Below are 19,272 nucleotides of genomic sequence, written 5' to 3'. Positions count from 1 at the left end.
CATGCTGCGCTACATTCTGCTGCGCCTGGTGTTACTGCTGCCGGTAATGTTCGGTGTGTCGCTGCTGGTGTTCGTACTGCTGCACCTGGGCAGCACGGACCCTGCCCTGGATTATCTGCGGCTGTCGCATATCCCGCCGACCGACGCGGCCATCGCCGAGGTACGCCATGCCTTGGGCCTGGATCGTCCCTTGTACGAGCAGTACCTGACCTGGCTCTGGAAAGCCCTGCACCTGGATTTCGGTATTTCCTACCTGACCGGTCGGCCAGTACTCGATGACCTGTTGTACTACCTGCCTGCGACCCTGCAACTGGGCGGCCTGGCACTGGCCTGCACGCTGTTGCTGTCGATTCCGCTTGGGCTCATGGCCGCGCGCTGGCAAGGGCGCTGGCCCGACCATGCGGTGAGAGCGGTCACCTTTCTTGGCGTGTCGATGCCCAATTTCTGGCTGGCATTCCTGCTGATCGCCCTGTTCTCGCTGTGGCTGGGCTGGCTGCCGCCGCTGGGCCGGGGCACGGCCGGGCAGCTGGTGATGCCGGTGCTGGCCATTGCGCTGATGTCGATGTCGATCAACGCCCGCCTGCTACGCGCCAGCCTGCTAGAAGCCAGCGGCCAACGCCATGTCACCTACGCCCGCGCCCGCGGCCTGCCCGAGCGCCAGGTGTGGCGCGACCATGTGCTGCGCAACGCCTGGCTGCCATTTGTCACGGCCACCGGCATGCACGTGGGCGAACTGATCGGCGGTGCACTGGTGATCGAGACCATCTTCGCCTGGCCCGGGGTGGGTCGTTTCGCCGTCTCGGCGGTGCTCAACCGCGACTTCCCGGTGATGCAATGCTTCACCCTGTTGCTGACCGGCCTGCTGATGGTGTGCAACCTGTTGGTAGACGTGTGCTACGCCTGGCTCGACCCGCGCAGCCGGCTGGAGGGCGCAAGCGCATGAGCGTTCTCTCTGCAATCCGTCGGCCGGCACTGGGGGGCCATGCTGGCCTGGTCCTCGGTGCGGTCTTGGTGGGCCTGCTGGTGGTACTGGCCCTGTTTGGCCAGTGGCTGGCCCCGCATGATCCCGATCTGGTGGACCTCAGTCAGCGCCTGCTGCCACCGGACGCCAGTCACTGGCTGGGCACCGATCACCTGGGCCGCGACCTGCTGTCGCGCCTGATCGTCGGCACCCGGCTATCGCTGGGCAGCGTGATGCTGACACTGGCGCTGGTACTGGCGCTCGGGCTGGCCGTGGGTGGCGTGGCCGGCTTCGTCGGCGGGCGCACCGACCTGCTGCTGATGCGCCTGTGCGACATGTTCATGACCTTCCCGACCCTGGTGCTGGCGTTTTTCTTCGTCACCTTGCTGGGCACCGGCCTGACCAACGTGATCATCGCCATCGCCTTGTCCCATTGGGCCTGGTATGCGCGCATGGTACGCGGCATGGTGATTGCCCAGCGCGGCCGCGAATACGTGCTGGCCTCGCGGCTGGCCGGTGCCTCACGTTTGACCCGTCTGCGCCAGCACGTGCTGCCAAACATCGCCGGCCCTCTGCTGGTACTGGCGACCATGGACATCGGCCACATGATGCTGCACGTCTCGGGCCTGTCCTTCCTCGGCCTGGGCGTGACACCGCCCACCGCCGAATGGGGCGTGATGATCAACGATGCCAAGGAGTTCATCTGGACTCACCCACAGCTGCTGCTGTTGCCGGGGCTGATGATTTTCTTCTCGGTGATGGCCTTCAACCTGCTGGGCGATGCGCTGCGCGACCGCCTGGACCCGACCCGGGAGCACCATTAGATGACCCCATCTACCCTCGAAGTCCGTGACCTGCGCATCGAGGCCCAGGCCGGCACGCTGGTGCATGGCGTTGACCTGCAACTGCAGCGCGGTGAAGTGTGTGCACTGGTCGGGGCCAGCGGTTCGGGCAAGTCGCTCAGCTGCCTGGGCATGCTCGACCTGCTGCCTGCTGGGGTAATGCGCACCCAGGGCCAGTTGCTGCTCGACGACCAACCGGTGAGCGCCACCCAGGCGCGCGGCCGCCTGGCCAGCCTGGTGCTGCAAAACCCACGCAGTGCGTTCAACCCGGTACGCAACATGGCCAGCCACGGGCTGGAAACCCTTCGCCAACGCGGCACCACCGGCGCACACGCCCGTGAGCGCATGGCCCATTGCCTTGCAGCCGTCGGCCTGGCGGATCACGCTCGCGTATTGCAATCGTTCGCCTTTCAACTCAGCGGCGGCATGCTGCAGCGCATGATGATCGCCTTGGCACTGATGGCCGAAACCCCGTTTCTGCTGGCCGACGAACCCACCAGCGACCTCGACGCCGTAAGCCAGGCGCGGTTTCTCGATTTGCTGATGGAGCTGGTTGAACTGCATGGCCTCGGGGTGTTGCTGGTGACCCATGACATGGGTGTGGTCGCTCGCTGCGCCGGTCAGGTCGCAGTGATGGACGCGGGCCGCATCGTCGAGCGCCAACCCGTGCATGCACTGTTCACCCGCCCTGCCAGCGACACCGCGCGCACCTTGCTCGAAGCCCATCGAATCCTCTGCGGGAGCCAGCCATGAGCCTGCTGCATGTCCACCAACTCAGTCACCGCTACCGTACAGGCGGGCTGCTACACAAACGTGACTGGCTGCCGGTACTCGACGACATCGACCTTCAGCTTCACCCGGGCGAATCGGTCGGTTTACTGGGCACTAGCGGCAGTGGCAAAAGCACCCTCGCCCGCCTGCTGCTCGGGCTGGAAACACCGAGCCAGGGCCAGGTAACCTTCGCCGGACAAGCCGTCAACCAACTGCGCGGCGAACAGGCACGGGCCTTCCAGCGCAACGTGCAGCTGGTGTTCCAGGACGCCCCCGGCGCATTCAACCCGCAGCGCAGCATCGGCTGGAGCATTGCCGAACCGTTGCGTCACCTGAGCGATCTGGGTGACGCAGCCCGGCGCACCCGCACCGTCGAGTTACTGGAACACATGGGCCTGCGCGCAGAGCATGCCGAACGCTTGCCGCAACAGCTCAGCGGTGGGCAGCTGCAGCGTGCCAACCTCGCCCGGGCGCTGGCGATCTCACCAAAGCTGGTGGTGCTCGACGAGGCACTGTCGAACCTGGACCGTGTGCTGCAGCTGCAACTGCTGCAAAGGCTGAATGCACTGCGTCGCGACAAGGGTACTGCCTTCCTGCTGATTACCCATGACCTCAGCCTGGTGCGGTACTTCTGCCAGCGGGTTGTAGTGCTTGACGGGGGGCGCATCGTCGAGGACCGGGTGGTGAACGCCGACCTTTCGTTCGACCATCCTGCAGGGCAACAGCTGCAAGCCGCAGTACTGCCTGAGCACCCGGCAAAGACCAGCGCTCAAGTCAGTACCTCATTGGCGTAGTCGCCAGGGTCAACTCACGCCGCTACAGCCTTGCACGCGTCGAGGCATGCCGCACAGGAATCGGCGCAAGCCTTGCACTCGGCGTGTTCTGTTTCATGCTTGCGGCATTGCGTCTCGCAACTGCTGCAAACATCGGCGGCGACCTTTGCCATGGCGGGTGTGAACCTGGAACCCTGCAGGGCCAGTTTCATCAAGGCATTGCAGGTTGCCAACAACTCACTGACAGACTGGGCACAGGCAGCCATATCCTTGTCGCCCTGGCTCAGCAGCACCAGGCAATGAGCCAGGCACGCTTCCCCCGTCTTCTGGCAGTCACTGCTGCTGTCGACAAGACGCCCGTACTTTTTATCTCCCCCGGCACCCTGCTCGTGGTGGTGTTCATGCTTTTGTTCAGCAGCCATCACAGGAACAGCCATCGCTACAGCCACGGCCCCTGCAACCGTCTTGAGTACGTCGCGTCGTTGCATGAATCATTCCTTTGATTGATGTCAGTGGTGGCTTCAATGGTAGGCAGGGGGCAGGTTACTGTCGACTCAGGTAAAGCTGTTTGAGGGCTGCCATGACCATCACCAAAAAGCTCTTCCGCACCGAGATGGCCCAGCGCGTGGCCGCAGACATTCAGGAAAGCGCCTACATAAACCTGGGCATCTGCGCACCGCCCCTAGTTGGCAACTAGCAACCGCACTCCCAAGACTTCCCCCATCTCAGGCCGCAATCTGCCGCAGGCTACCCCATCCAAAATGATGTCTATTTGCTTCGAAAAATCAGAATGTTTCGCTTTCTTGTAGGGCATTTCCCAAAGATACTGTTGCCGCCTATTTTCCGTTGCGGGTGCCCTATTGGGGCTCTAGTCTGGGCCCGTCGCTGCTCATCAGCGACACGGCTTTGACGGGCCGCGATGGTTTTGAGTTATGGCGCCTCTTTATGGTGGCTGTACGTGCGGGCACGCTTGCGTGCGCCGGAGCTTCTCAATTCCGCCGGTCCGTCAACCCACGTACAGCTGCCACCCTTCTGCTTGACGGCTGACAGGTGGCAGCACCAACAGGGAATTGAACGATGTTAAAGATGGTCCCAGATCCACCCCACACCCTCCACTCCCTCGAAGACACCCTCATCCAAGCCGCGGAACATGCCGTCTGTGCGCTAGCCATTTCGCAACAAGCGATGCTGATGCAGCCCAAGTCACCTGCAGCGGTGCTGATGATGGCGACGACACATGAACTTGAGTCCCTGCGCTCGTTGATTGAATTCGCACTGATTCAGGCACAGGCGCCGAACGAGCCGCGAACGCCGCACTAAGCCGAACGCTATGTGATACCTGGGTTGGGCCATTGCCAGCGAAGGGGCTCGCCCGGGTTTTAGATGATCAGGGAGATGGACCCATGACGACTGACGAATCGAACGAGAAAACGACCGTAGGCAAGACCACGTTCTATCAGGGTGAAAACCAGACCCACCCACTGTTTCGCATCGAAGCCGGCATTCCCTGCCAAAACGCCCGCGAACAGGCTTCGGAGCTGATGGGGTACGTGCGGGAACTGACCATTGCCGGGTTGATGGAAGAGAAGCCGATGATGATCTGGGCTGCGCATTACCTGAGTGCGCTGGCCAAGGCGCTGATGGATGATGCCGAGCTGGGCATGATGCGCTGATTGGGGTGACTAGCGGCACCCTGACAACCCCAGAAACACAAAAGCCCCGAATAATCGGGGCTTTTGCTGAAAATATGGCGGAAGCGTAGAGATTCGAACTCTAGGATAGTTGCCCATCGACGGTTTTCAAGACCGTTGCCTTAAACCACTCGGCCACGCTTCCAGCTCGTTTTGCGGTCGCCATAATACCGTAATGAAACACGCTGTCAAACTCTCTGTGTCGCGGGTTGCAGGAGCTCTGATAGACTCCTAGCATCTGAACGTCTGAAACCACAGGTTTACCAAGGAGTGTCGCCATGCGCGAACAGGATTATGCCGTCCACCACGGCCAGCAGGTCGAGCAGCAGGAGATCAGCAAAGTCCTGCGCAACACGTACAGCCTGCTGGCGCTTACCCTCGCCTTCAGCGGTGTCATGGCTTTCGTTGCCCAACAGATGCGCGTCGGCTACCCGAACATATTCGTGGTGCTGATCGGCTTCTACGGGCTGTTCTTCCTTACCAACAAGCTGCGTGATTCGGCCTGGGGCATTGTGTCCACCTTCGCCCTCACCGGTTTCATGGGCTTCATCCTCGGCCCGATTCTCAACCGTTACCTGGGCATGGCCGGTGGCGCTGAAGTGGTCAGCTCGGCGTTTGCCATGACTGCGCTGGTGTTTGGTGGTCTGTCGGCCTATGTGCTGATCACCCGCAAGGACATGAGCTTCCTCAGTGGCTTCATCACTGCTGGCTTCTTCGTGTTGCTGGGTGCGGTTGTTGCCAGCTTCTTCTTCCAGATCAGCGGCCTGCAACTGGCGATCAGCGCTGGCTTCGTGCTGTTCTCGTCGGTCTGCATCCTGTTCCAGACCAGCGCGATCATTCATGGTGGCGAGCGTAACTACATCATGGCGACCATCAGCCTGTATGTGTCGATCTACAACCTGTTTGTCAGCCTGCTGCAGTTGTTTGGCATCATGAGTCGCGATGACTGATTGATTGCTGTGTGAGAAAGCCCGCTTCGGCGGGCTTTTTTGTGGGCGCTGGAAATTGGGGGCGCTTGGTCGCGAACACCGGTGCAGCCGTTGTCAGGCACCGCGTTGGATTCTTCGCGGGCTTGCCCGCTCCCACAGGTATCGCGCAAATTCCAAGCTATGGCTGTACCTGTGGGAGCGGCTTCTTCAGCCGCGAACACCGGCGCAGCCGGTGCCATACACCGCGTCACATTCTTCGCGGGTGAACCCGCTCCCACAGAGGGCGGCGGTGCAGGTTCTGTCTGTGTTTCCCTGATAAGTCCGCATCAAATAATTGACCAAAAAGTCAGATAACAAGGCGAATGGTCGCCGATCATGCCGCCATCGTGCTTTTCTCTACCGCAATCTCTCTTCACCCCGTAGAATGCGCTCCTTTTTTCTTCCGGGGCAGCTTTCAGCAATGAGCTCACAAGAACACAGCCCAGGCGCGGCGGCGCCTGCCAATGAACTGGTGCTTGGCCTAGAGGACAAGCCACGGCTGTTGATCGGCCTGCTGGCAGCCCTGCAGCACTTGCTGGCGATCATCGTGCCGATCGTTACCCCTGGCCTGCTGATCTGCCAGGCGCTGGGCGTTTCGGCGCGTGATACCAACCTGATCGTTTCCATGTCGCTGGTGATCTCGGGTATCGCCACCTTCGTCCAGTGCAAACGCTTTGGCCCGTTCGGCGCCGGGCTGCTGATCGTGCAGGGCACCAGCTTCAACTTCGTCGGCCCGCTGATTGCCGGCGGTGCGCTGATGGTCAAGCAAGGCACGCCGGTAGAAGGTGTGATGGCGGCCATCTTCGGTGTGGTGATTGCTGGCTCATTCGTGGAGATGGGCGTGTCGCGCATCCTGCCGTTCGTCAAACGCCTGATCACCCCGCTGGTGACCGGTATCGTGGTGCTGATGATCGGCCTGACGCTGATCAAGGTCGGCCTGATCAGCATGGGCGGCGGCTTCGGCGCCATGGCCAATGGCACCTTTGCCAATGGCGAAAACCTGCTGCTGTCGGGCGTGGTGCTGGCGATCATCGTCATCCTCAACCGCGTCCCGGTGGTGTGGATGCGCAGCTGCGCCATCGTCATCGCCCTGGCGGTTGGCTATGCGCTGGCCGGCTACATGGGCCGCCTGGACTTCACCGGCATGCACGAGGCCGCGCTGTTCCAGGTGCCGACGCCGCTGCACTTCGGCCTGGGCTTCTCGTGGGCGCTGTTCATTCCGATGCTGGTGATTTACCTGGTGACTTCGCTGGAAGCCATTGGTGACGTGACGGCCACCAGCAAGGTGTCGCGCCAGCCGGTCGAAGGGCCGGTGTGGATGCAGCGGATCAAGGGTGGCGTGCTGGTCAACGGTGCCAACTCGCTGCTGGCCGGTTTGTTCAACACCTTCCCCAGCTCGATCTTTGCCCAGAACAACGGGGTGATTCAGCTGACCGGCATTGCCAGCCGCCATATCGGTATCTGGATTGCCGTGATGCTGGTGGTGCTGGGGCTGTTCCCTAGCGTTGCCGGGGTGATCCAGGCAGTGCCGGAGCCGGTGCTGGGTGGCGCGGCCATGGTGATGTTCGGGGCGGTTGCGGCTTCGGGTATCAATATTCTGGCCAGCACTCGTCTGGACCGCCGTGCGCTGCTGATCATTGCCGTGTCGCTGGCGCTGGGCCTGGGTGTGGCGCAGGTGCCGGAGTTCCTGGCGCATATGCCGGCGGCGATTCGCAATGTGCTGGAGTCGGGTGTGGCTACCGGGGGGATCTGTGCACTGGTGTTGAACTGGTTCTTGCCTGAGAGCAAGGAACAGGTTTGAGTCTGGCGCCTGCCTGTTAGGGCCATGGGGCTGCTTTGCAGCCCATCGCGACACAAGGCCGCTCCTACAGGGGGCGTGCAGATACGTAGAAGGCCCGCGCCGCTTGCACAAGCGGGCGCGGGCTTTTTTGCTTTATCATGGCGGCATTCCTTTGCATGAGTTAGCCATGAAATTCGCTATCGCGGTGTTCTCCCCGGCCCATGCGCCCTCCTCGCGGCGCGCCTTGCGCTACGCCGAGGCGGTGCTGGCCGGCGGGCATGAGATTGCCCGGCTGTTCTTCTATCAGGACGGGGTGCACAGTGCCTCGGCCAACGTGGTCGCGCCCCAGGACGAACTGGACGTGGCCGGCCAATGGCGTACCTTTATCGAGACCCACCAGCTGGACGCCGTGGTGTGCATCGCCGCGGCCCTGCGCCGTGGCGTACTCGATGAAGCCGAAGCCAACCGTTACCAGCGCCCGGCCGTGAACCTGCCCAAGCCTTGGGAACTGTCCGGGCTTGGCCAACTGCATGAAGCGGCGCAGGTTGCCGACCGCCTTGTCTGCTTCGGAGGCGACTAAAATGGCCAAATCCTTGTTGATCATCAGCCGCCAAGCTCCGTGGAACGGCCCATCGGCCCGCGAAGCGCTGGACATCGCCCTGGCTGGCGGTGCGTTCGACCTGCCGCTGGGCATGCTGTTCCTCGACGATGGCGTGTTCCAGCTCGCGCCCGGCCAGCAACCCACCGCCGTGCAGCAGAAGAACCTGGCCGCCAACCTGCAGGCGCTGCCGATGTTCGGTGTCGAGGAGCTGTTCGCCTGCAGCCACAGCCTCACCCGCCGCGGCTTGGCAGCCGATACCCTGGCGCTGCCGGTGCAAGTGCTGGATGACGCGGCCCTTGCCGCGCTGATCGCCCGTTTCGACCAGGTGGTAACGCTCTGATGACAACCCTGCATGTAATTGCCCACTCCCCGTTTGGCGACGAGCGCCTGGCCAGCTGCCTGCGCCTGCTCGGCACCGATGACGCGCTGCTGCTGTGCGGCGATGCGGTGTATGCCCTGCGCAGCGGCAGTGAGCCGCACCGCCAGTTGCAAGCCGCCGGCCTGGCCCAGCGCCTGTTCGCCCTGGACGAGGATGTGCAAGCCCGCGCGGTCGGTAACGACCTGGCCAAAGCCGTGGACTACGCCGGGTTCGTCGAGCTGTCGCTGCATTACGACAAGGTCAACAGCTGGCTATGAGTACGCTCAACGTTGGCGATCAGGCGATCGCCCTGGACAAGGACGGCTTTCTGGTCGACCTGCAAGACTGGTCCCACGCCGCCGCCGAAGCTTTGGCCGAGCGCGAGGGTATCCCGCTGACGGCGGACCATTGGGAAATCCTCGAACTGCTGCGCCAGTTCTACCAGGAATACCAGCTGTCCCCGGCCACGCGCCCGCTGATCAAGTACACGGCCATGAAACTGGGCCCGGAAAAGGGCAACAGCCCGCACCTGAACCGCCTGTTCAATGGCACCCCCGCCAAACTCGCCGCCAAGCTGGCGGGCCTGCCCAAGCCGACCAACTGCATATGACCGAACCTCGCCCTTTGACACTGGAAACCCCCGCCGAACACCCGTTCGCCGAATTCGTGCGCATTCTCGGCAAAGGCAAGCGCGGCGCGCGCGGCCTGACCCGCGAAGAAGCCCGCGCAGCCATGACCCTGCTGCTGGAAGGCAAGGTCGAAGACACCCAGCTGGGGGCCTTCCTGATGCTGCTGCGCCACAAGGAAGAAAGCGCCGAAGAGCTGGCCGGCTTCACCGAGGCCCTGCGCGCCCACCTGCAGGCACCGAGCATTGCGGTGGACCTGGATTGGCCCACCTACGCCGGCAAGAAGCGCCACCTGCCCTGGTACCTGCTGGCGGCCAAGTGCCTGGCCGGCAATGGCGTGCGCATCCTGATGCACGGCGGCGGCGCACACACCGCCGGGCGCATGTACAGCGAGCAACTACTCGACCTGCTGCAGATCCCGCTGTGCCGCGACTGGGCCGCCGTCGGCAACGCCCTCGACCAGCACCAGCTGGCGTTCTTCCCGCTGCACGACTGGGCGCCGCAACTGCAGCGCATGATCGACCTGCGCAACACCCTGGGCCTGCGCTCGCCCATCCACTCGCTGGCCCGGGTGCTTAACCCGCTGGGCGCACGCTGTGGCCTGCAAAGCATCTTCCACCCTGGCTACCAGGCCGTGCACCGTGAGGCCAGCCGCCTGCTGGGCGACCATGCTGTGGTGATCAAGGGCGATGGCGGCGAGATCGAGGTCAACCCCGATGTCATCAGCCACCTCTACGGCACCACGGCAGGCGAAACCTGGGATGAAGAGTGGCCAGCGCTGAGCGAGCGCCGTCATGTCAAACCACCTAGCTTGCAGGCCGAGCACTTGCTGGCGTTTTGGCGTGGTGAAGTGGAAGACAGCTACGGCGAGAAAGCCCTGATCGCGACCATGGCCCTGTGCTTGCGCGGCCTGGGGCTAGAGCGCGAGCAGGCGTTCGCGACAGCTCAAGGCTATTGGAATACGCGCAATAGATCGATTTAACCGATCATACCACCCCGTTCTTTGCGCTATTTGTTCGAACGATTTGGCCTAGACTGGGCTCCAACGACAAACAACTTTGTTCCGAGGAGTTCACTCATGGGCCTTTTGATCGACGGGCGCTGGCATGACCAGTGGTATGAAAACGGCAAGGACGGCACGTTCAAACGCGAAAACGCCCAGCGCCGCAATCAACTCCCCGCCCCCGAGGCTGGCCGTTACCACCTGTACGTTTCGCTGGCCTGCCCATGGGCCCACCGCACCCTCATCTTGCGCGCCCTGAAAGGCCTTGAGCCGCTGATCGACGTGTCGGTGGTGAGCTGGCTGATGCAAGACCATGGCTGGACCTTCGACCAGCAGCAAGGCTCCAGCGGTGACCACCTCGACGCCCAGCAGTATCTGCACCAGCGCTATACCCAGGATGACCCGCACTACACCGGCCGCGTGACCGTGCCTGTGCTGTGGGACAAGAAAGAGAAACGCATCGTCAACAACGAGTCGTCGGAGATCATCCGTATCTTCAACAGCGCGTTCAACGAGCTGACCGGCAATACGCTGGACCTGTACCCCGAGCCACTGCGGCCGACCATCGAGGCGTTGAACGAGCGCATTTACCCGGCGGTGAACAACGGCGTGTACCGCGCAGGCTTTGCCACCACGCAAGACGCCTACGAGGCGGCGTTCGACGATGTGTTCAGCGAACTGGATTATCTGGAAGACTTGCTGAGCCGCAATCGCTACCTGGCCGGTGAGTACCTGACTGAGGCTGATGTACGCCTGTTTACCACGCTGGTGCGCTTCGATGCGGTGTACCACGGGCACTTCAAGTGCAACCTGCGGCGCTTGAGTGATTACCACAACCTGTCGAACTGGCTGCGTGAGCTGTACCAGTGGCCGGGGGTGGCGGGGACGGTGGATATGGAGCATATCCAGAAGCATTACTACATGAGCCACAAGACCATCAACCCGACCGGGATCGTGCCTAAAGGGCCGTTGCAGGATTTCAACCTGGCGCATGATCGGGAACGGTTGGCGGGCAAAGGGATTTGGCAGGGTTGAGATTGTCGGGGCTGCTTTGCAGCCCATCGCGACGCAAGGCCGCTCCTACAGGGGGACCGCGCAAGCCTCAGGCTTCACGCGCCCCCCTGTAGGAGCGGCCTTGTGTCGCGATGGGGCGCGAAGCGGCCCCAACAATGTCAGCTGTTCTGCGAACCTTCGAACCAGGCCAGCTTTTCACGCAGTTGCACCACTTCCCCCACAATCACCAGGGTCGGTGCATGCACTTCATGCCGGGCCACCAGGTCTGGCAAATCTGCCAGGGTACCGGTGAACACCCGCTGGTTACGCGTAGTCCCCTGCTGCACCAACGCCGCCGGGGTACTTGCCGCCCGCCCATGGCGAATCAGCTCGGCACAGATGGTCGGCAAACCCACCAACCCCATGTAGAACACCAAGGTCTGCGCCGGCGCCACCAGGTCATTCCACGGCAGGTTGCTGGTGCCATCCTTCAGGTGCCCGGTGACGAAGCGTACCGACTGGGCGTAGTCGCGGTGGGTCAGCGGAATGCCGCCATACGCGGAACACCCGCTGGCCGCAGTAATGCCGGGCACCACCTGGAACGGGATGCCATGCTCGGCCAGCTCTTCGATCTCTTCGCCACCCCGGCCGAAGATGAACGGGTCGCCCCCCTTAAGCCGCAACACACGCTTGCCCTGCTGGGCCAGATCAACCAACAGGCGGTTGATCTGGTCCTGCGGCACGGAATGATCGGCGCGGCGCTTGCCCACGTAGATGCGCTCGGCATCACGCCGGCACATCTCGATGATGGCGGGTGCCACCAGGCGGTCGTACAGCACCACGTCGGCCTGCTGCATCAGGCGCAAGGCGCGGAAGGTGAGCAAGTCCGGGTCGCCCGGGCCAGCACCTACCAGGTACACCTCACCCCCCTGTTGCACCGGCGCGCCGTCTACCATCGCCTGCAACAGGCGTTCGGCCTCGGCGCCCTGCCCGGCCAGCTGGCGCTCGGCAATCGGCCCCTGGAACACAGTTTCCCAGAAGCCGCGGCGCTGGTTAACGTCCGGGTACAAGGTTTTGACCTTGTGCCGGAAACGCGCAGCCAGCCCGGCCAGCTCACCATAGGCCGACGGGATCCAGGCCTCCAGTTTGGCGCGAATCAAACGCGCCAAAACCGGGGCGTCACCGCCACTGGACACCGCAATCACCAGCGGTGAACGGTCGACAATCGCCGGGAAAATCACCGTGCACAGGGCCGGTGCATCCACCACGTTGACCGGCAGGCTGAGGGCCTGCGCATCCGCCGACACCTGGGCGTTCAGCCCAGGGTCGTCGGTAGCCGCAATCACCAGCCGGCAACCGACCAGGTCGGCTGCCTGGTAGCCACGCACCAGCACCTCACCGCCACCTTCCCGGGCCAACGCGGCCAACTGGCCGTCGACGTCCGGCGCCACCACGCGCAGGACGCTACCGGCATCTGCCAGCAGGCGCGCCTTGCGCAAGGCGATCTCACCGCCACCGACGACCAGCACGCGGCCGCCCTGCAGCTTGTGGAACAGCGGCAGGTAATCCATTTAGCGGATGACCTCGACGCCGCCCATGTACGGCTTCAGCACGTCCGGTACACGGATCGAACCGTCGGCCTGCTGGTAGTTTTCCAGCACGGCAACCAGGGTACGGCCTACGGCCAGGCCGGAGCCGTTGAGGGTGTGCACCAGCTCTGGCTTGCCGGTTTCCGGGTTGCGCCAGCGGGCCTGCATGCGGCGTGCCTGGAAGTCGCCACAGTTGGAGCACGAGCTGATTTCGCGGTACTTGTCCTGGCTTGGCACCCACACTTCCAGGTCGTAGGTTTTCACGGCGCCAAAGCCCATGTCGCCGGTGCACAGGGCCAGCACGCGGTACGGCAGCTCCAGCAGCTGCAGTACGCGCTCGGCGTTGCCGGTGAGGCCCTCCAGGGCTTCCATCGACTTGGCCGGTTCTACCACCTGCACCATCTCGACCTTGTCGAACTGGTGCTGGCGGATCATGCCGCGGGTGTCACGGCCGGAAGCACCGGCTTCACTGCGGAAGCAAGGTGTGTGGGCAACCAGTTTCAGCGGCAGCTGCTTGGCGTCGAGGATTTCACCCGCTACCAGGTTGGTCAGCGACACTTCGGCAGTCGGGATCAGGTAGAAGTCCGCTTCACCTTCGCGGGTGATCTTGAACAGGTCTTCCTCGAACTTCGGCAGCTGGCCAGTGCCCTGCAAGGCAGGCGCCTGCACCAGGTACGGGGTGTAGTGCTCCTCGTAGCCGTGCTCGCCGGTGTGCAGGTTGATCATGAACTGCGCCAGGGCGCGGTGCAGGCGGGCGATCGGGCCACGCAGCACGGCAAAGCGGGCGCCAGACAGCTTGGCTGCGGCCTCGAAGTCCAGGCCACCGCTCACTTCGCCGAGGGCGACGTGGTCCTTGATTTCGAAATCGAAGGCGGTCGGCTTACCCCAACGGCGCACTTCAACGTTGTCGTCTTCGCTGGCACCGACCGGTACGCTGGCGTCCGGCAGGTTGGGAATGGTCAGCAGGATACCGTCCAGTTCGGCCTGGATGCCGTCCAGTTCGATTTTGCCGGCGGCCAGTTCATTGGCCATGCGCTCGACGTCGGCCATCAGTGGCGCGATGTCTTCGCCCTTGGCCTTGGCCTGGCCGATGGACTTGGAACGGGCGTTACGCTCAGCCTGCAGCTGCTCGGTGCGGGTTTGCACCGCCTTGCGGCGCTCTTCCAGTGATTCGATGCGCGCGACATCCAGGCTAAAGCCACGGGAGGCCAGGCGTTCCGCCACTTCCTGAAGTTGGCCGCGTAACAGTTTGGAATCGAGCATATCGTTCTCTCGTTATAGGTAGGTGTTGGTTCAGAATCGGGTCAGGGACAGGCCGGCCCAGGTTGCGAGCAGCCCGCCCACCACGCTGATACTGGTATAGCCCAAGGCAAGGGGCACTTGCCCGCTTTCCATCAGGCGCACGGTATCGAGCGAGAAGGAAGAAAAGGTTGTAAGGCCACCGAGGAAGCCGACAATCAGGCCAGCGCGCAATTCGACCGGCGCCAGCGGCTTGTGCAAGAACAAGCCATAGAGCAGGCCGATCAGCAGGCAGCCAACCAGGTTGACCGCCAGCGTACCGGCATAGAAGTGCCGTGGCCAGTGGGCTGCTACCCAGTTGGCGGTAGCAAAGCGCAACAAGGTACCGGCAATACCGCCCGCGCTGACCGCAGCAATGAGTGCAATCACGGTTTTCTCCGCTGGCGGAGGCTGTTGCGGTCGAGGTCGGCGAGGTGGCGCAGCTTCTCGCCAATCTTCAGCTCCAGGCCACGGGGCACCGGCTGGTAGTACTGGCGCGGCTCCAACGCATCAGGGAAGTAATCCTCCCCGGCGGCGTAGGCGTCGGGCTCATCGTGGGCATAGCGGTACTCGTCGCCATAGCCCAGTTGCTTCATCAGCTTGGTCGGGGCGTTGCGCAGGTGCAACGGCACCTCCAGCGAGCCATGCTCGGCCGCTTCGCGCAGGGCGGTCTTGAAGCCCATGTACACCGCGTTGCTCTTCGGCGCACAGGCCAGGTAGGTGATGGCCTGGGCCACCGCCAGCTCGCCCTCGGGGCTGCCGAGGCGCTCCTGCACATCCCAGGCTGCCAGGCACAGGCTGAGCGCACGCGGGTCGGCGTTGCCGATGTCCTCGCTGGCCATGCGCACCACGCGGCGGGCGATGTACAGCGGGTCGCAGCCGCCGTCGAGCATGCGGGCAAACCAGTACAGGGCACCATCGGGGTTGGAGCCGCGCACCGACTTGTGCAGCGCGGAAATCTGGTCGTAGAACGCCTCGCCGCCCTTGTCGAAGCGACGACGGCTGTCACCCAGCAGGCTCTGCAGCATCTCGACGTCGATTTCGCTGCCGTCTTCAGCCAGGTCCGAGGCGTTCTCGAGGAAGTTGAGCATGCGCCGGCCATCGCCGTCGGCGGCGGCCATCAGCATCTTGAAGGCGTCGTCGCCCACCCGCAGGTTGCGCTTGCCCAGGCCACGCTCTTCGGTCAGCGCACGGTTGACCAGCTTGCGCAGGGCCGCCTCGTCCAGGCTCTTGAGCACATACACCCGCGCCCGCGACAGCAGCGCGTTGTTCAGCTCAAACGACGGGTTCTCGGTGGTGGCGCCGATGAACAGCAGGGTGCCGTCTTCCACATAGGGCAAAAAGGCGTCCTGCTGCGACTTGTTGAAGCGGTGCACTTCGTCGACGAACAGGATGGTGCGCCGGCCATACTGGCCTGCCTGCTGCTTGGCCACCTCGACCGCCTGGCGAATCTCTTTGACCCCGGCCAGTACCGCCGACACGGTTTCGAAGTGCGCATCGCAGAACTGCGCCAGCAGCCGCGCCAGGGTGGTTTTGCCCACCCCAGGCGGCCCCCAGAATATCATCGAGTGCAGCGCACCCTGCTCCAGCGCCTCACGCAGCGGTTTGCCGCGTGCCAGCAGGTGCTCCTGGCCGACGTATTCGTCCAGGTTGGACGGGCGCAGGCGGGCGGCCAGTGGCTGGGCGACGGGTTCGCTTCGAAACAGGTCCATGACGAGCTCCGGTTACTCCTTGATCACGTCCGCGCCTTTGGGGATGTCGAACTTGAACTTGCTGTCCGGCACCGCCTGGTTGGCCTTGACGCCATTGAACAGGATGTTGGTGCGCTGGCCGACGCTGTCGATCAGCTGCATGTCATTGATCAGGCCCTTGCGGAACGACACGCGCAGCGAGTCGAACAGGGTGTCCTTGGTCTTCGGCTTGAGGGTGAAGTCCATGACTTCGCCCTGCTCTTTCGAGGCGATGTCGAAGCTCTGGCTGATCTTCGACACGTCACCGGACAGCAGCAGTGCCGGGGTCTGGTTCAGGCGAACGTCGAGCTTTTTGACGGTGGCCTGTTCCAGGTCCGGGTCCCACAGGGTAACCATCTTGCCATCAGACACCACCACCTGCTCCTGTGGCGCATTGGTGTGCCAGTAGAACAGGCCCGGGCGCTTGACGATCATCTGGCCAGCAGTCTCCTGCAGGCTGGTGCCGTCGGCACCCAAGGTCAGCTGGGAAAAGTTGGCCTCGATAGTCTGCGACTTTTCCAGCAGCTGGGTCAGGCGTTGTACATCTTGCTCACCGGCAAAAGCCGAAACGCTGCCCAGAGCAAGGGCAGAAACCAACAGCATGCGAATCGCGCGCATGGTAATCCTCATTGAGCATTGAAAAGGCCGGGCGCCACCGTTGGCGCCCGGCAAGGTGTTCATCAGTCGCGTGGGCCGCCCGGGGCAATCACTTCCCGCGAGCCGTTACTGTTCATCGGGGTGACCACGCCGGCCATTTCCATGGCTTCGATCATGCGGGCGGCGCGGTTGTAACCGATCTTCAGCTTGCGTTGCACGGCCGAGATCGACGCGCGGCGGCTTTCCAGCACGAATTGCACGGCCTCATCATACAGGGCGTCGCTTTCCGAATCATCGCCATCGCCACCGCCGCCGCCGCCTTCAAAGCCGCTGCCGGCCTCTTCCACGCCGTTGAGGATGTCGTCGTTGTAGTCCGGCGCGCCACGCAGCTTCCACGCTTCCACCACGCGGTGCACTTCGTCGTCGGAGACGAACGCACCGTGCACGCGGATCGGCAGGCTGGTACCCGGCGGCATGTACAGCATGTCACCGTGGCCCAGCAGCTGCTCCGCGCCACCTTGGTCGATGATGGTGCGCGAGTCGATCTTGCTCGACACCTGGAATGCCATGCGGGTCGGGATGTTGGCCTTGATCAGGCCGGTAATCACGTCCACCGACGGGCGCTGGGTGGCAAGAATCAGGTGGATACCGGCCGCCCGCGCTTTCTGGGCGATACGGGCGATCAGCTCTTCGACCTTCTTGCCGACGATCATCATCATGTCGGCGAATTCGTCGACCACCACCACGATGGTCGGCAGGGTTTTCAGCGCAGGCGGCACGTCGTCCATGCTCTCGCGGCGGAACAGCGGGTCATGAATGACCTCGCCGGCTTCCTCGGCATCCTTGATCTTGCGGTTGAAACCGCCAAGGTTACGCACGCCCATGGCCGCCATCAGCTTGTAGCGCCGCTCCATCTCGGCCACGCTCCAGCGCAGGGCGTTGGCGGCGTCCTTCATGTCGGTGACCACCGGGCACAGCAGATGCGGGATGCCTTCGTAGATCGACAGCTCGAGCATTTTCGGGTCGATCATGATCAAACGCGCGTCTTCCGGGCCCGATTTGAACAGGATCGACAGGATCATCGCGTTCACACCCACCGACTTACCGGAGCCGGTGGTACCGGCCACCAGCAGGTGCGGCATCTTGGCCAGGTCGGTGATGACCGGCTTGCCGCCGATGTCGTGGCCCAGGGCCAGGGTGACCGGCGATTTCTGCTCCTCAAACTGCGGCGTGGCCAGCACTTCGGAGAAGCGCACCATCTGCCGGTTTTCGTTGGGGATCTCGATACCCACGGTGGTCTTGCCAGGGATGACCTCAACCACCCGCACGCTGGTCACGGCCAGCGAACGCGCCAGGTCCTTGGCCAGGTTGGCGATGCGGCTCACCTTCACGCCAGCGGCCGGCTGGATTTCATAACGGGTGATCACCGGGCCCGGGTGGATCGAGTCCACCGCGACTTCAACGCCGAATTCCTTGAGCTTGATTTCCAGCAGCTGGCCGACACTGGCCAGGGATTCTGGCGAGTACTCGATCTTTTTCTGCTCGGCAGGGTCAAGGATAGAAATCGGCGGCAGGGTGCCTTCAACGGCGCTGTCGACGAACAGCGGCGCCTGCTTCTCTTTCATCACGCGCTTGCTCGGCTCCGGCGCCCTGGCCGCTGCCGGTGGCACGATGGTCGGGGCCGCAGGCAGCTCGCGGGGCGCCACGGCTTCACGCGCCACTACCGGCTCGCGCGGCACCACGGGCTCACGGGCAAGGGTCGGTTCGCGTTGCACAACAGGTTGGGCGGGCGCTTCTTCACGCTTGAAAATACGCTCACGCAGCGCCGGCTTGGCTGGCTCGCGCTTGTCGGCGGCCATCGGCGGCGCCTTGAACACCGGTTCGTCCTCACGCAGCTGCGCCTCCAGGCGTTTGCGCTCGTTGCGCGCCTCCCACCAGCGGTTGGCGGCGCCCTGCACCAACTCGAACAGGTCGAGGGTGATCTTGCCGGTCAGGTCCATCACCTTGAACCACGACAAATCGGTGAACACGGTCAGGCCGAACAGGAACAGGGCAATGAACATCAGCGTGCTGCCCTGCACGTTCAGCAGGTTGCGCGCCAGTTCGCCAAGGCTTTCGCCCAGCGCGCCACCCGCGGAAAACGGCATGGTCGCCGGCGGATGGAAGTGGATATGGGCCAGCGCTGCACCGGACAGCACCAGGAACACCAGGCCGATCAATCGCCAGGAGAACAGCCAGCCGCTCCAGTCCCACGGCTGATGGCGCTCGCGGAAAATCTGCCAGGTCTTGACCGCCAGCAACAGCGGGAAGATGTAGGCGAAGTAACCCAGCACCATGAACAGGATGTCGGCGAAGTAGGCACCGGCTCGCCCGGCGGCGTTCTGCACCTGGTCGGCGTTGCTGGTATGGCTGAAGCCCGGGTCGGAGGTGTCGTAGGTCAGCAGCGCCATCCACAGGTACAGGCACAGGGCGCCGATCGCGATCAACGCACCTTCCTTGAGGCGGTAATGCAGCTGCTGCCGCCACAGGGGCACAGGCAAAGGAGCTGGGGTTGCGGTGGATTTCTTCAAAACGCGTCTATTCCTGCGCGTGGTGCGCGTCCAATAGTGATCGGCCGGCGGTGCGGCCAATGAACCACTACTTTTAACATTACTGCCCGCCAGCCGCCATGGCGGCACGCCGCATGGGGGTTTGCCGGGGGCGACTTTCAC

Annotated in this window: 21 protein-coding genes, 1 tRNA gene and 1 pseudogene; 15 read left to right on the top strand and 8 right to left on the bottom strand. The window is 63.3% G+C overall.

The features are described 5' to 3' along the window. Position 1 precedes the first annotated feature (1 nt). Genes nikB through nikE form a run of 4 tightly spaced genes read left to right on the top strand, consistent with a single transcriptional unit; the run spans position 2 to position 3,368 of the window. On the top strand, positions 2 to 943 hold the full coding sequence (gene nikB / locus AK81_RS12735) for a nickel ABC transporter permease subunit NikB (RefSeq protein WP_043199505.1): 942 nt from the start codon (positions 2 to 4) through the stop codon (positions 941 to 943). Continuing rightward, the gene (nikC, locus tag AK81_RS12730) at positions 940 to 1,785 is read left to right on the top strand and encodes a nickel ABC transporter permease subunit NikC (protein WP_050491870.1); all 846 of its coding nucleotides are present in this window, start codon (positions 940 to 942) and stop codon (positions 1,783 to 1,785) included. Before nikB ends, nikC begins: the two co-directional genes overlap by 4 nt. Further along, positions 1,786 to 2,556, top strand: coding sequence for a nickel import ATP-binding protein NikD (gene nikD / locus AK81_RS12725; protein ID WP_043199504.1), 771 nt, complete (start codon positions 1,786 to 1,788; stop codon positions 2,554 to 2,556). It begins immediately after the preceding gene. Further along, positions 2,553 to 3,368: a nickel import ATP-binding protein NikE gene (gene nikE, locus AK81_RS12720; RefSeq protein ID WP_043199503.1), complete on the top strand. Its 816-nt coding sequence runs from the start codon at positions 2,553 to 2,555 to the stop codon at positions 3,366 to 3,368. The genes nikD and nikE overlap by 4 nt, the downstream gene beginning before the upstream one ends. 14 nt (positions 3,369 to 3,382) lie before the next feature. On the opposite strand, the gene AK81_RS12715 is transcribed toward nikE, so the two are convergent. Further along, positions 3,383 to 3,835: a four-helix bundle copper-binding protein gene (locus AK81_RS12715; RefSeq protein ID WP_043199502.1), complete on the bottom strand. Its 453-nt coding sequence runs from the start codon at positions 3,833 to 3,835 to the stop codon at positions 3,383 to 3,385. Positions 3,836 to 3,927: 92 nt separating this feature from the next. Between AK81_RS12715 and AK81_RS29425 the strand changes: the two are divergent. The 3 genes and pseudogenes from AK81_RS29425 to AK81_RS12705 all read left to right on the top strand — a co-directional run. After that, positions 3,928 to 4,041, top strand: a pseudogene (locus AK81_RS29425) (3-oxoadipate CoA-transferase); the annotation flags it as partial. A 383-nt stretch (positions 4,042 to 4,424) separates the two neighbouring features. After that, on the top strand, positions 4,425 to 4,667 hold the full coding sequence (locus tag AK81_RS12710) for a hypothetical protein (RefSeq protein ID WP_043199501.1): 243 nt from the start codon (positions 4,425 to 4,427) through the stop codon (positions 4,665 to 4,667). An 83-nt stretch (positions 4,668 to 4,750) separates the two neighbouring features. Next, a complete protein-coding gene (locus tag AK81_RS12705) occupies positions 4,751 to 5,020 on the top strand; it encodes a DUF3077 domain-containing protein (RefSeq protein WP_043199499.1) in 270 nt (89 codons plus the stop codon). Between the two features lie 75 nt (positions 5,021 to 5,095). On the opposite strand, the gene AK81_RS12700 is transcribed toward AK81_RS12705, so the two are convergent. Then, positions 5,096 to 5,183 (bottom strand) — tRNA-Ser (locus tag AK81_RS12700). Between the two features lie 133 nt (positions 5,184 to 5,316). On the opposite strand from AK81_RS12700, the gene AK81_RS12695 reads away from it, so the two are divergent. The 8 genes from AK81_RS12695 (at position 5,317) to AK81_RS12660 (ending at position 11,409) form a co-directional block, all read left to right on the top strand. After that, entirely contained in the window at positions 5,317 to 5,988 is a 672-nt protein-coding gene (locus AK81_RS12695) for a Bax inhibitor-1/YccA family protein (protein WP_043199498.1), read from the top strand. 439 nt (positions 5,989 to 6,427) lie between these two features. After that, positions 6,428 to 7,807 carry a nucleobase:cation symporter-2 family protein gene (locus tag AK81_RS12690; protein WP_043199496.1) on the top strand — a complete coding sequence of 460 codons (1,380 nt, stop codon included), beginning with the start codon at positions 6,428 to 6,430 and terminating at the stop codon, positions 7,805 to 7,807. Between the two features lie 166 nt (positions 7,808 to 7,973). Beyond that, a complete protein-coding gene (gene tusD, locus AK81_RS12685; RefSeq protein WP_012273202.1) occupies positions 7,974 to 8,366 on the top strand; it encodes a sulfurtransferase complex subunit TusD in 393 nt (130 codons plus the stop codon). Between the two features lies 1 nt (position 8,367). Then, positions 8,368 to 8,727 carry a sulfurtransferase complex subunit TusC gene (gene tusC / locus AK81_RS12680; protein WP_043199494.1) on the top strand — a complete coding sequence of 120 codons (360 nt, stop codon included), beginning with the start codon at positions 8,368 to 8,370 and terminating at the stop codon, positions 8,725 to 8,727. Next, entirely contained in the window at positions 8,727 to 9,023 is a 297-nt protein-coding gene (gene tusB / locus AK81_RS12675) for a sulfurtransferase complex subunit TusB (protein WP_043199492.1), read from the top strand. Before tusC ends, tusB begins: the two co-directional genes overlap by 1 nt. Continuing rightward, a complete protein-coding gene (locus AK81_RS12670; protein ID WP_043199490.1) occupies positions 9,020 to 9,355 on the top strand; it encodes a TusE/DsrC/DsvC family sulfur relay protein in 336 nt (111 codons plus the stop codon). The genes tusB and AK81_RS12670 overlap by 4 nt, the downstream gene beginning before the upstream one ends. Continuing rightward, a complete protein-coding gene (locus AK81_RS12665; protein ID WP_043199488.1) occupies positions 9,352 to 10,353 on the top strand; it encodes a glycosyl transferase family protein in 1,002 nt (333 codons plus the stop codon). Before AK81_RS12670 ends, AK81_RS12665 begins: the two co-directional genes overlap by 4 nt. A 96-nt stretch (positions 10,354 to 10,449) precedes the next feature. Continuing rightward, positions 10,450 to 11,409 carry a glutathione S-transferase family protein gene (locus AK81_RS12660; RefSeq protein WP_043199485.1) on the top strand — a complete coding sequence of 320 codons (960 nt, stop codon included), beginning with the start codon at positions 10,450 to 10,452 and terminating at the stop codon, positions 11,407 to 11,409. Between the two features lie 137 nt (positions 11,410 to 11,546). Here AK81_RS12660 and cysG read toward each other — a convergent pair whose 3' ends face one another. From cysG to AK81_RS12630, 6 genes are all read right to left on the bottom strand, one after another. Then, positions 11,547 to 12,938 (bottom strand): siroheme synthase CysG, encoded by a 1,392-nt coding sequence (gene cysG / locus AK81_RS12655; RefSeq protein WP_043199484.1) that lies wholly within the window; start codon positions 12,936 to 12,938, stop codon positions 11,547 to 11,549. Beyond that, positions 12,939 to 14,219, bottom strand: a complete 1,281-nt coding sequence (serS, locus tag AK81_RS12650) for a serine--tRNA ligase (protein ID WP_043199482.1) — start codon at positions 14,217 to 14,219, stop codon at positions 12,939 to 12,941. Between the two features lie 30 nt (positions 14,220 to 14,249). Further along, positions 14,250 to 14,624, bottom strand: coding sequence for a fluoride efflux transporter CrcB (gene crcB / locus AK81_RS12645; protein WP_016711494.1), 375 nt, complete (start codon positions 14,622 to 14,624; stop codon positions 14,250 to 14,252). Next, positions 14,621 to 15,946 (bottom strand): replication-associated recombination protein A, encoded by a 1,326-nt coding sequence (locus AK81_RS12640; protein WP_043199481.1) that lies wholly within the window; start codon positions 15,944 to 15,946, stop codon positions 14,621 to 14,623. The genes crcB and AK81_RS12640 overlap by 4 nt, the downstream gene beginning before the upstream one ends. A gap of 12 nt (positions 15,947 to 15,958) precedes the next feature. Then, positions 15,959 to 16,582: an outer membrane lipoprotein chaperone LolA gene (lolA, locus tag AK81_RS12635; protein ID WP_043199480.1), complete on the bottom strand. Its 624-nt coding sequence runs from the start codon at positions 16,580 to 16,582 to the stop codon at positions 15,959 to 15,961. 62 nt (positions 16,583 to 16,644) lie between these two features. Continuing rightward, the gene (locus AK81_RS12630) at positions 16,645 to 19,191 is read right to left on the bottom strand and encodes a DNA translocase FtsK (RefSeq protein ID WP_430298134.1); all 2,547 of its coding nucleotides are present in this window, start codon (positions 19,189 to 19,191) and stop codon (positions 16,645 to 16,647) included. Positions 19,192 to 19,272 lie beyond the last annotated feature (81 nt).

Source organism: Pseudomonas putida W15Oct28 (assembly GCF_000708715.2).
Lineage (GTDB): Bacteria > Pseudomonadota > Gammaproteobacteria > Pseudomonadales > Pseudomonadaceae > Aquipseudomonas > Aquipseudomonas putida_R.
This window is presented reverse-complemented; position numbering and strand designations above follow the sequence as displayed.

Excerpts from the sequence above, each read along its gene's own strand:
- AK81_RS12715 (WP_043199502.1), bottom strand. The coding sequence starts at position 3,835 with ATGCAACGACGCGACGTACTCAAGACGGTTGCAGGGGCCGTGGCTGTA.
- AK81_RS12695 (WP_043199498.1), top strand. The coding sequence starts at position 5,317 with ATGCGCGAACAGGATTATGCCGTCCACCACGGCCAGCAGGTCGAGCAG.
- nikC (WP_050491870.1), top strand. The coding sequence starts at position 940 with ATGAGCGTTCTCTCTGCAATCCGTCGGCCGGCACTGGGGGGCCATGCT.
- AK81_RS12665 (WP_043199488.1), top strand. The coding sequence starts at position 9,352 with ATGACCGAACCTCGCCCTTTGACACTGGAAACCCCCGCCGAACACCCG.
- cysG (WP_043199484.1), bottom strand. The coding sequence starts at position 12,938 with ATGGATTACCTGCCGCTGTTCCACAAGCTGCAGGGCGGCCGCGTGCTG.
- AK81_RS12705 (WP_043199499.1), top strand. The coding sequence starts at position 4,751 with ATGACGACTGACGAATCGAACGAGAAAACGACCGTAGGCAAGACCACG.
- nikB (WP_043199505.1), top strand. The coding sequence starts at position 2 with ATGCTGCGCTACATTCTGCTGCGCCTGGTGTTACTGCTGCCGGTAATG.
- AK81_RS12660 (WP_043199485.1), top strand. The coding sequence starts at position 10,450 with ATGGGCCTTTTGATCGACGGGCGCTGGCATGACCAGTGGTATGAAAAC.
- AK81_RS12690 (WP_043199496.1), top strand. The coding sequence starts at position 6,428 with ATGAGCTCACAAGAACACAGCCCAGGCGCGGCGGCGCCTGCCAATGAA.
- AK81_RS12710 (WP_043199501.1), top strand. The coding sequence starts at position 4,425 with ATGTTAAAGATGGTCCCAGATCCACCCCACACCCTCCACTCCCTCGAA.
- tusC (WP_043199494.1), top strand. The coding sequence starts at position 8,368 with ATGGCCAAATCCTTGTTGATCATCAGCCGCCAAGCTCCGTGGAACGGC.
- AK81_RS12670 (WP_043199490.1), top strand. The coding sequence starts at position 9,020 with ATGAGTACGCTCAACGTTGGCGATCAGGCGATCGCCCTGGACAAGGAC.
- lolA (WP_043199480.1), bottom strand. The coding sequence starts at position 16,582 with ATGCGCGCGATTCGCATGCTGTTGGTTTCTGCCCTTGCTCTGGGCAGC.
- AK81_RS12640 (WP_043199481.1), bottom strand. The coding sequence starts at position 15,946 with ATGGACCTGTTTCGAAGCGAACCCGTCGCCCAGCCACTGGCCGCCCGC.
- serS (WP_043199482.1), bottom strand. The coding sequence starts at position 14,219 with ATGCTCGATTCCAAACTGTTACGCGGCCAACTTCAGGAAGTGGCGGAA.
- nikE (WP_043199503.1), top strand. The coding sequence starts at position 2,553 with ATGAGCCTGCTGCATGTCCACCAACTCAGTCACCGCTACCGTACAGGC.
- tusD (WP_012273202.1), top strand. The coding sequence starts at position 7,974 with ATGAAATTCGCTATCGCGGTGTTCTCCCCGGCCCATGCGCCCTCCTCG.
- nikD (WP_043199504.1), top strand. The coding sequence starts at position 1,786 with ATGACCCCATCTACCCTCGAAGTCCGTGACCTGCGCATCGAGGCCCAG.
- tusB (WP_043199492.1), top strand. The coding sequence starts at position 8,727 with ATGACAACCCTGCATGTAATTGCCCACTCCCCGTTTGGCGACGAGCGC.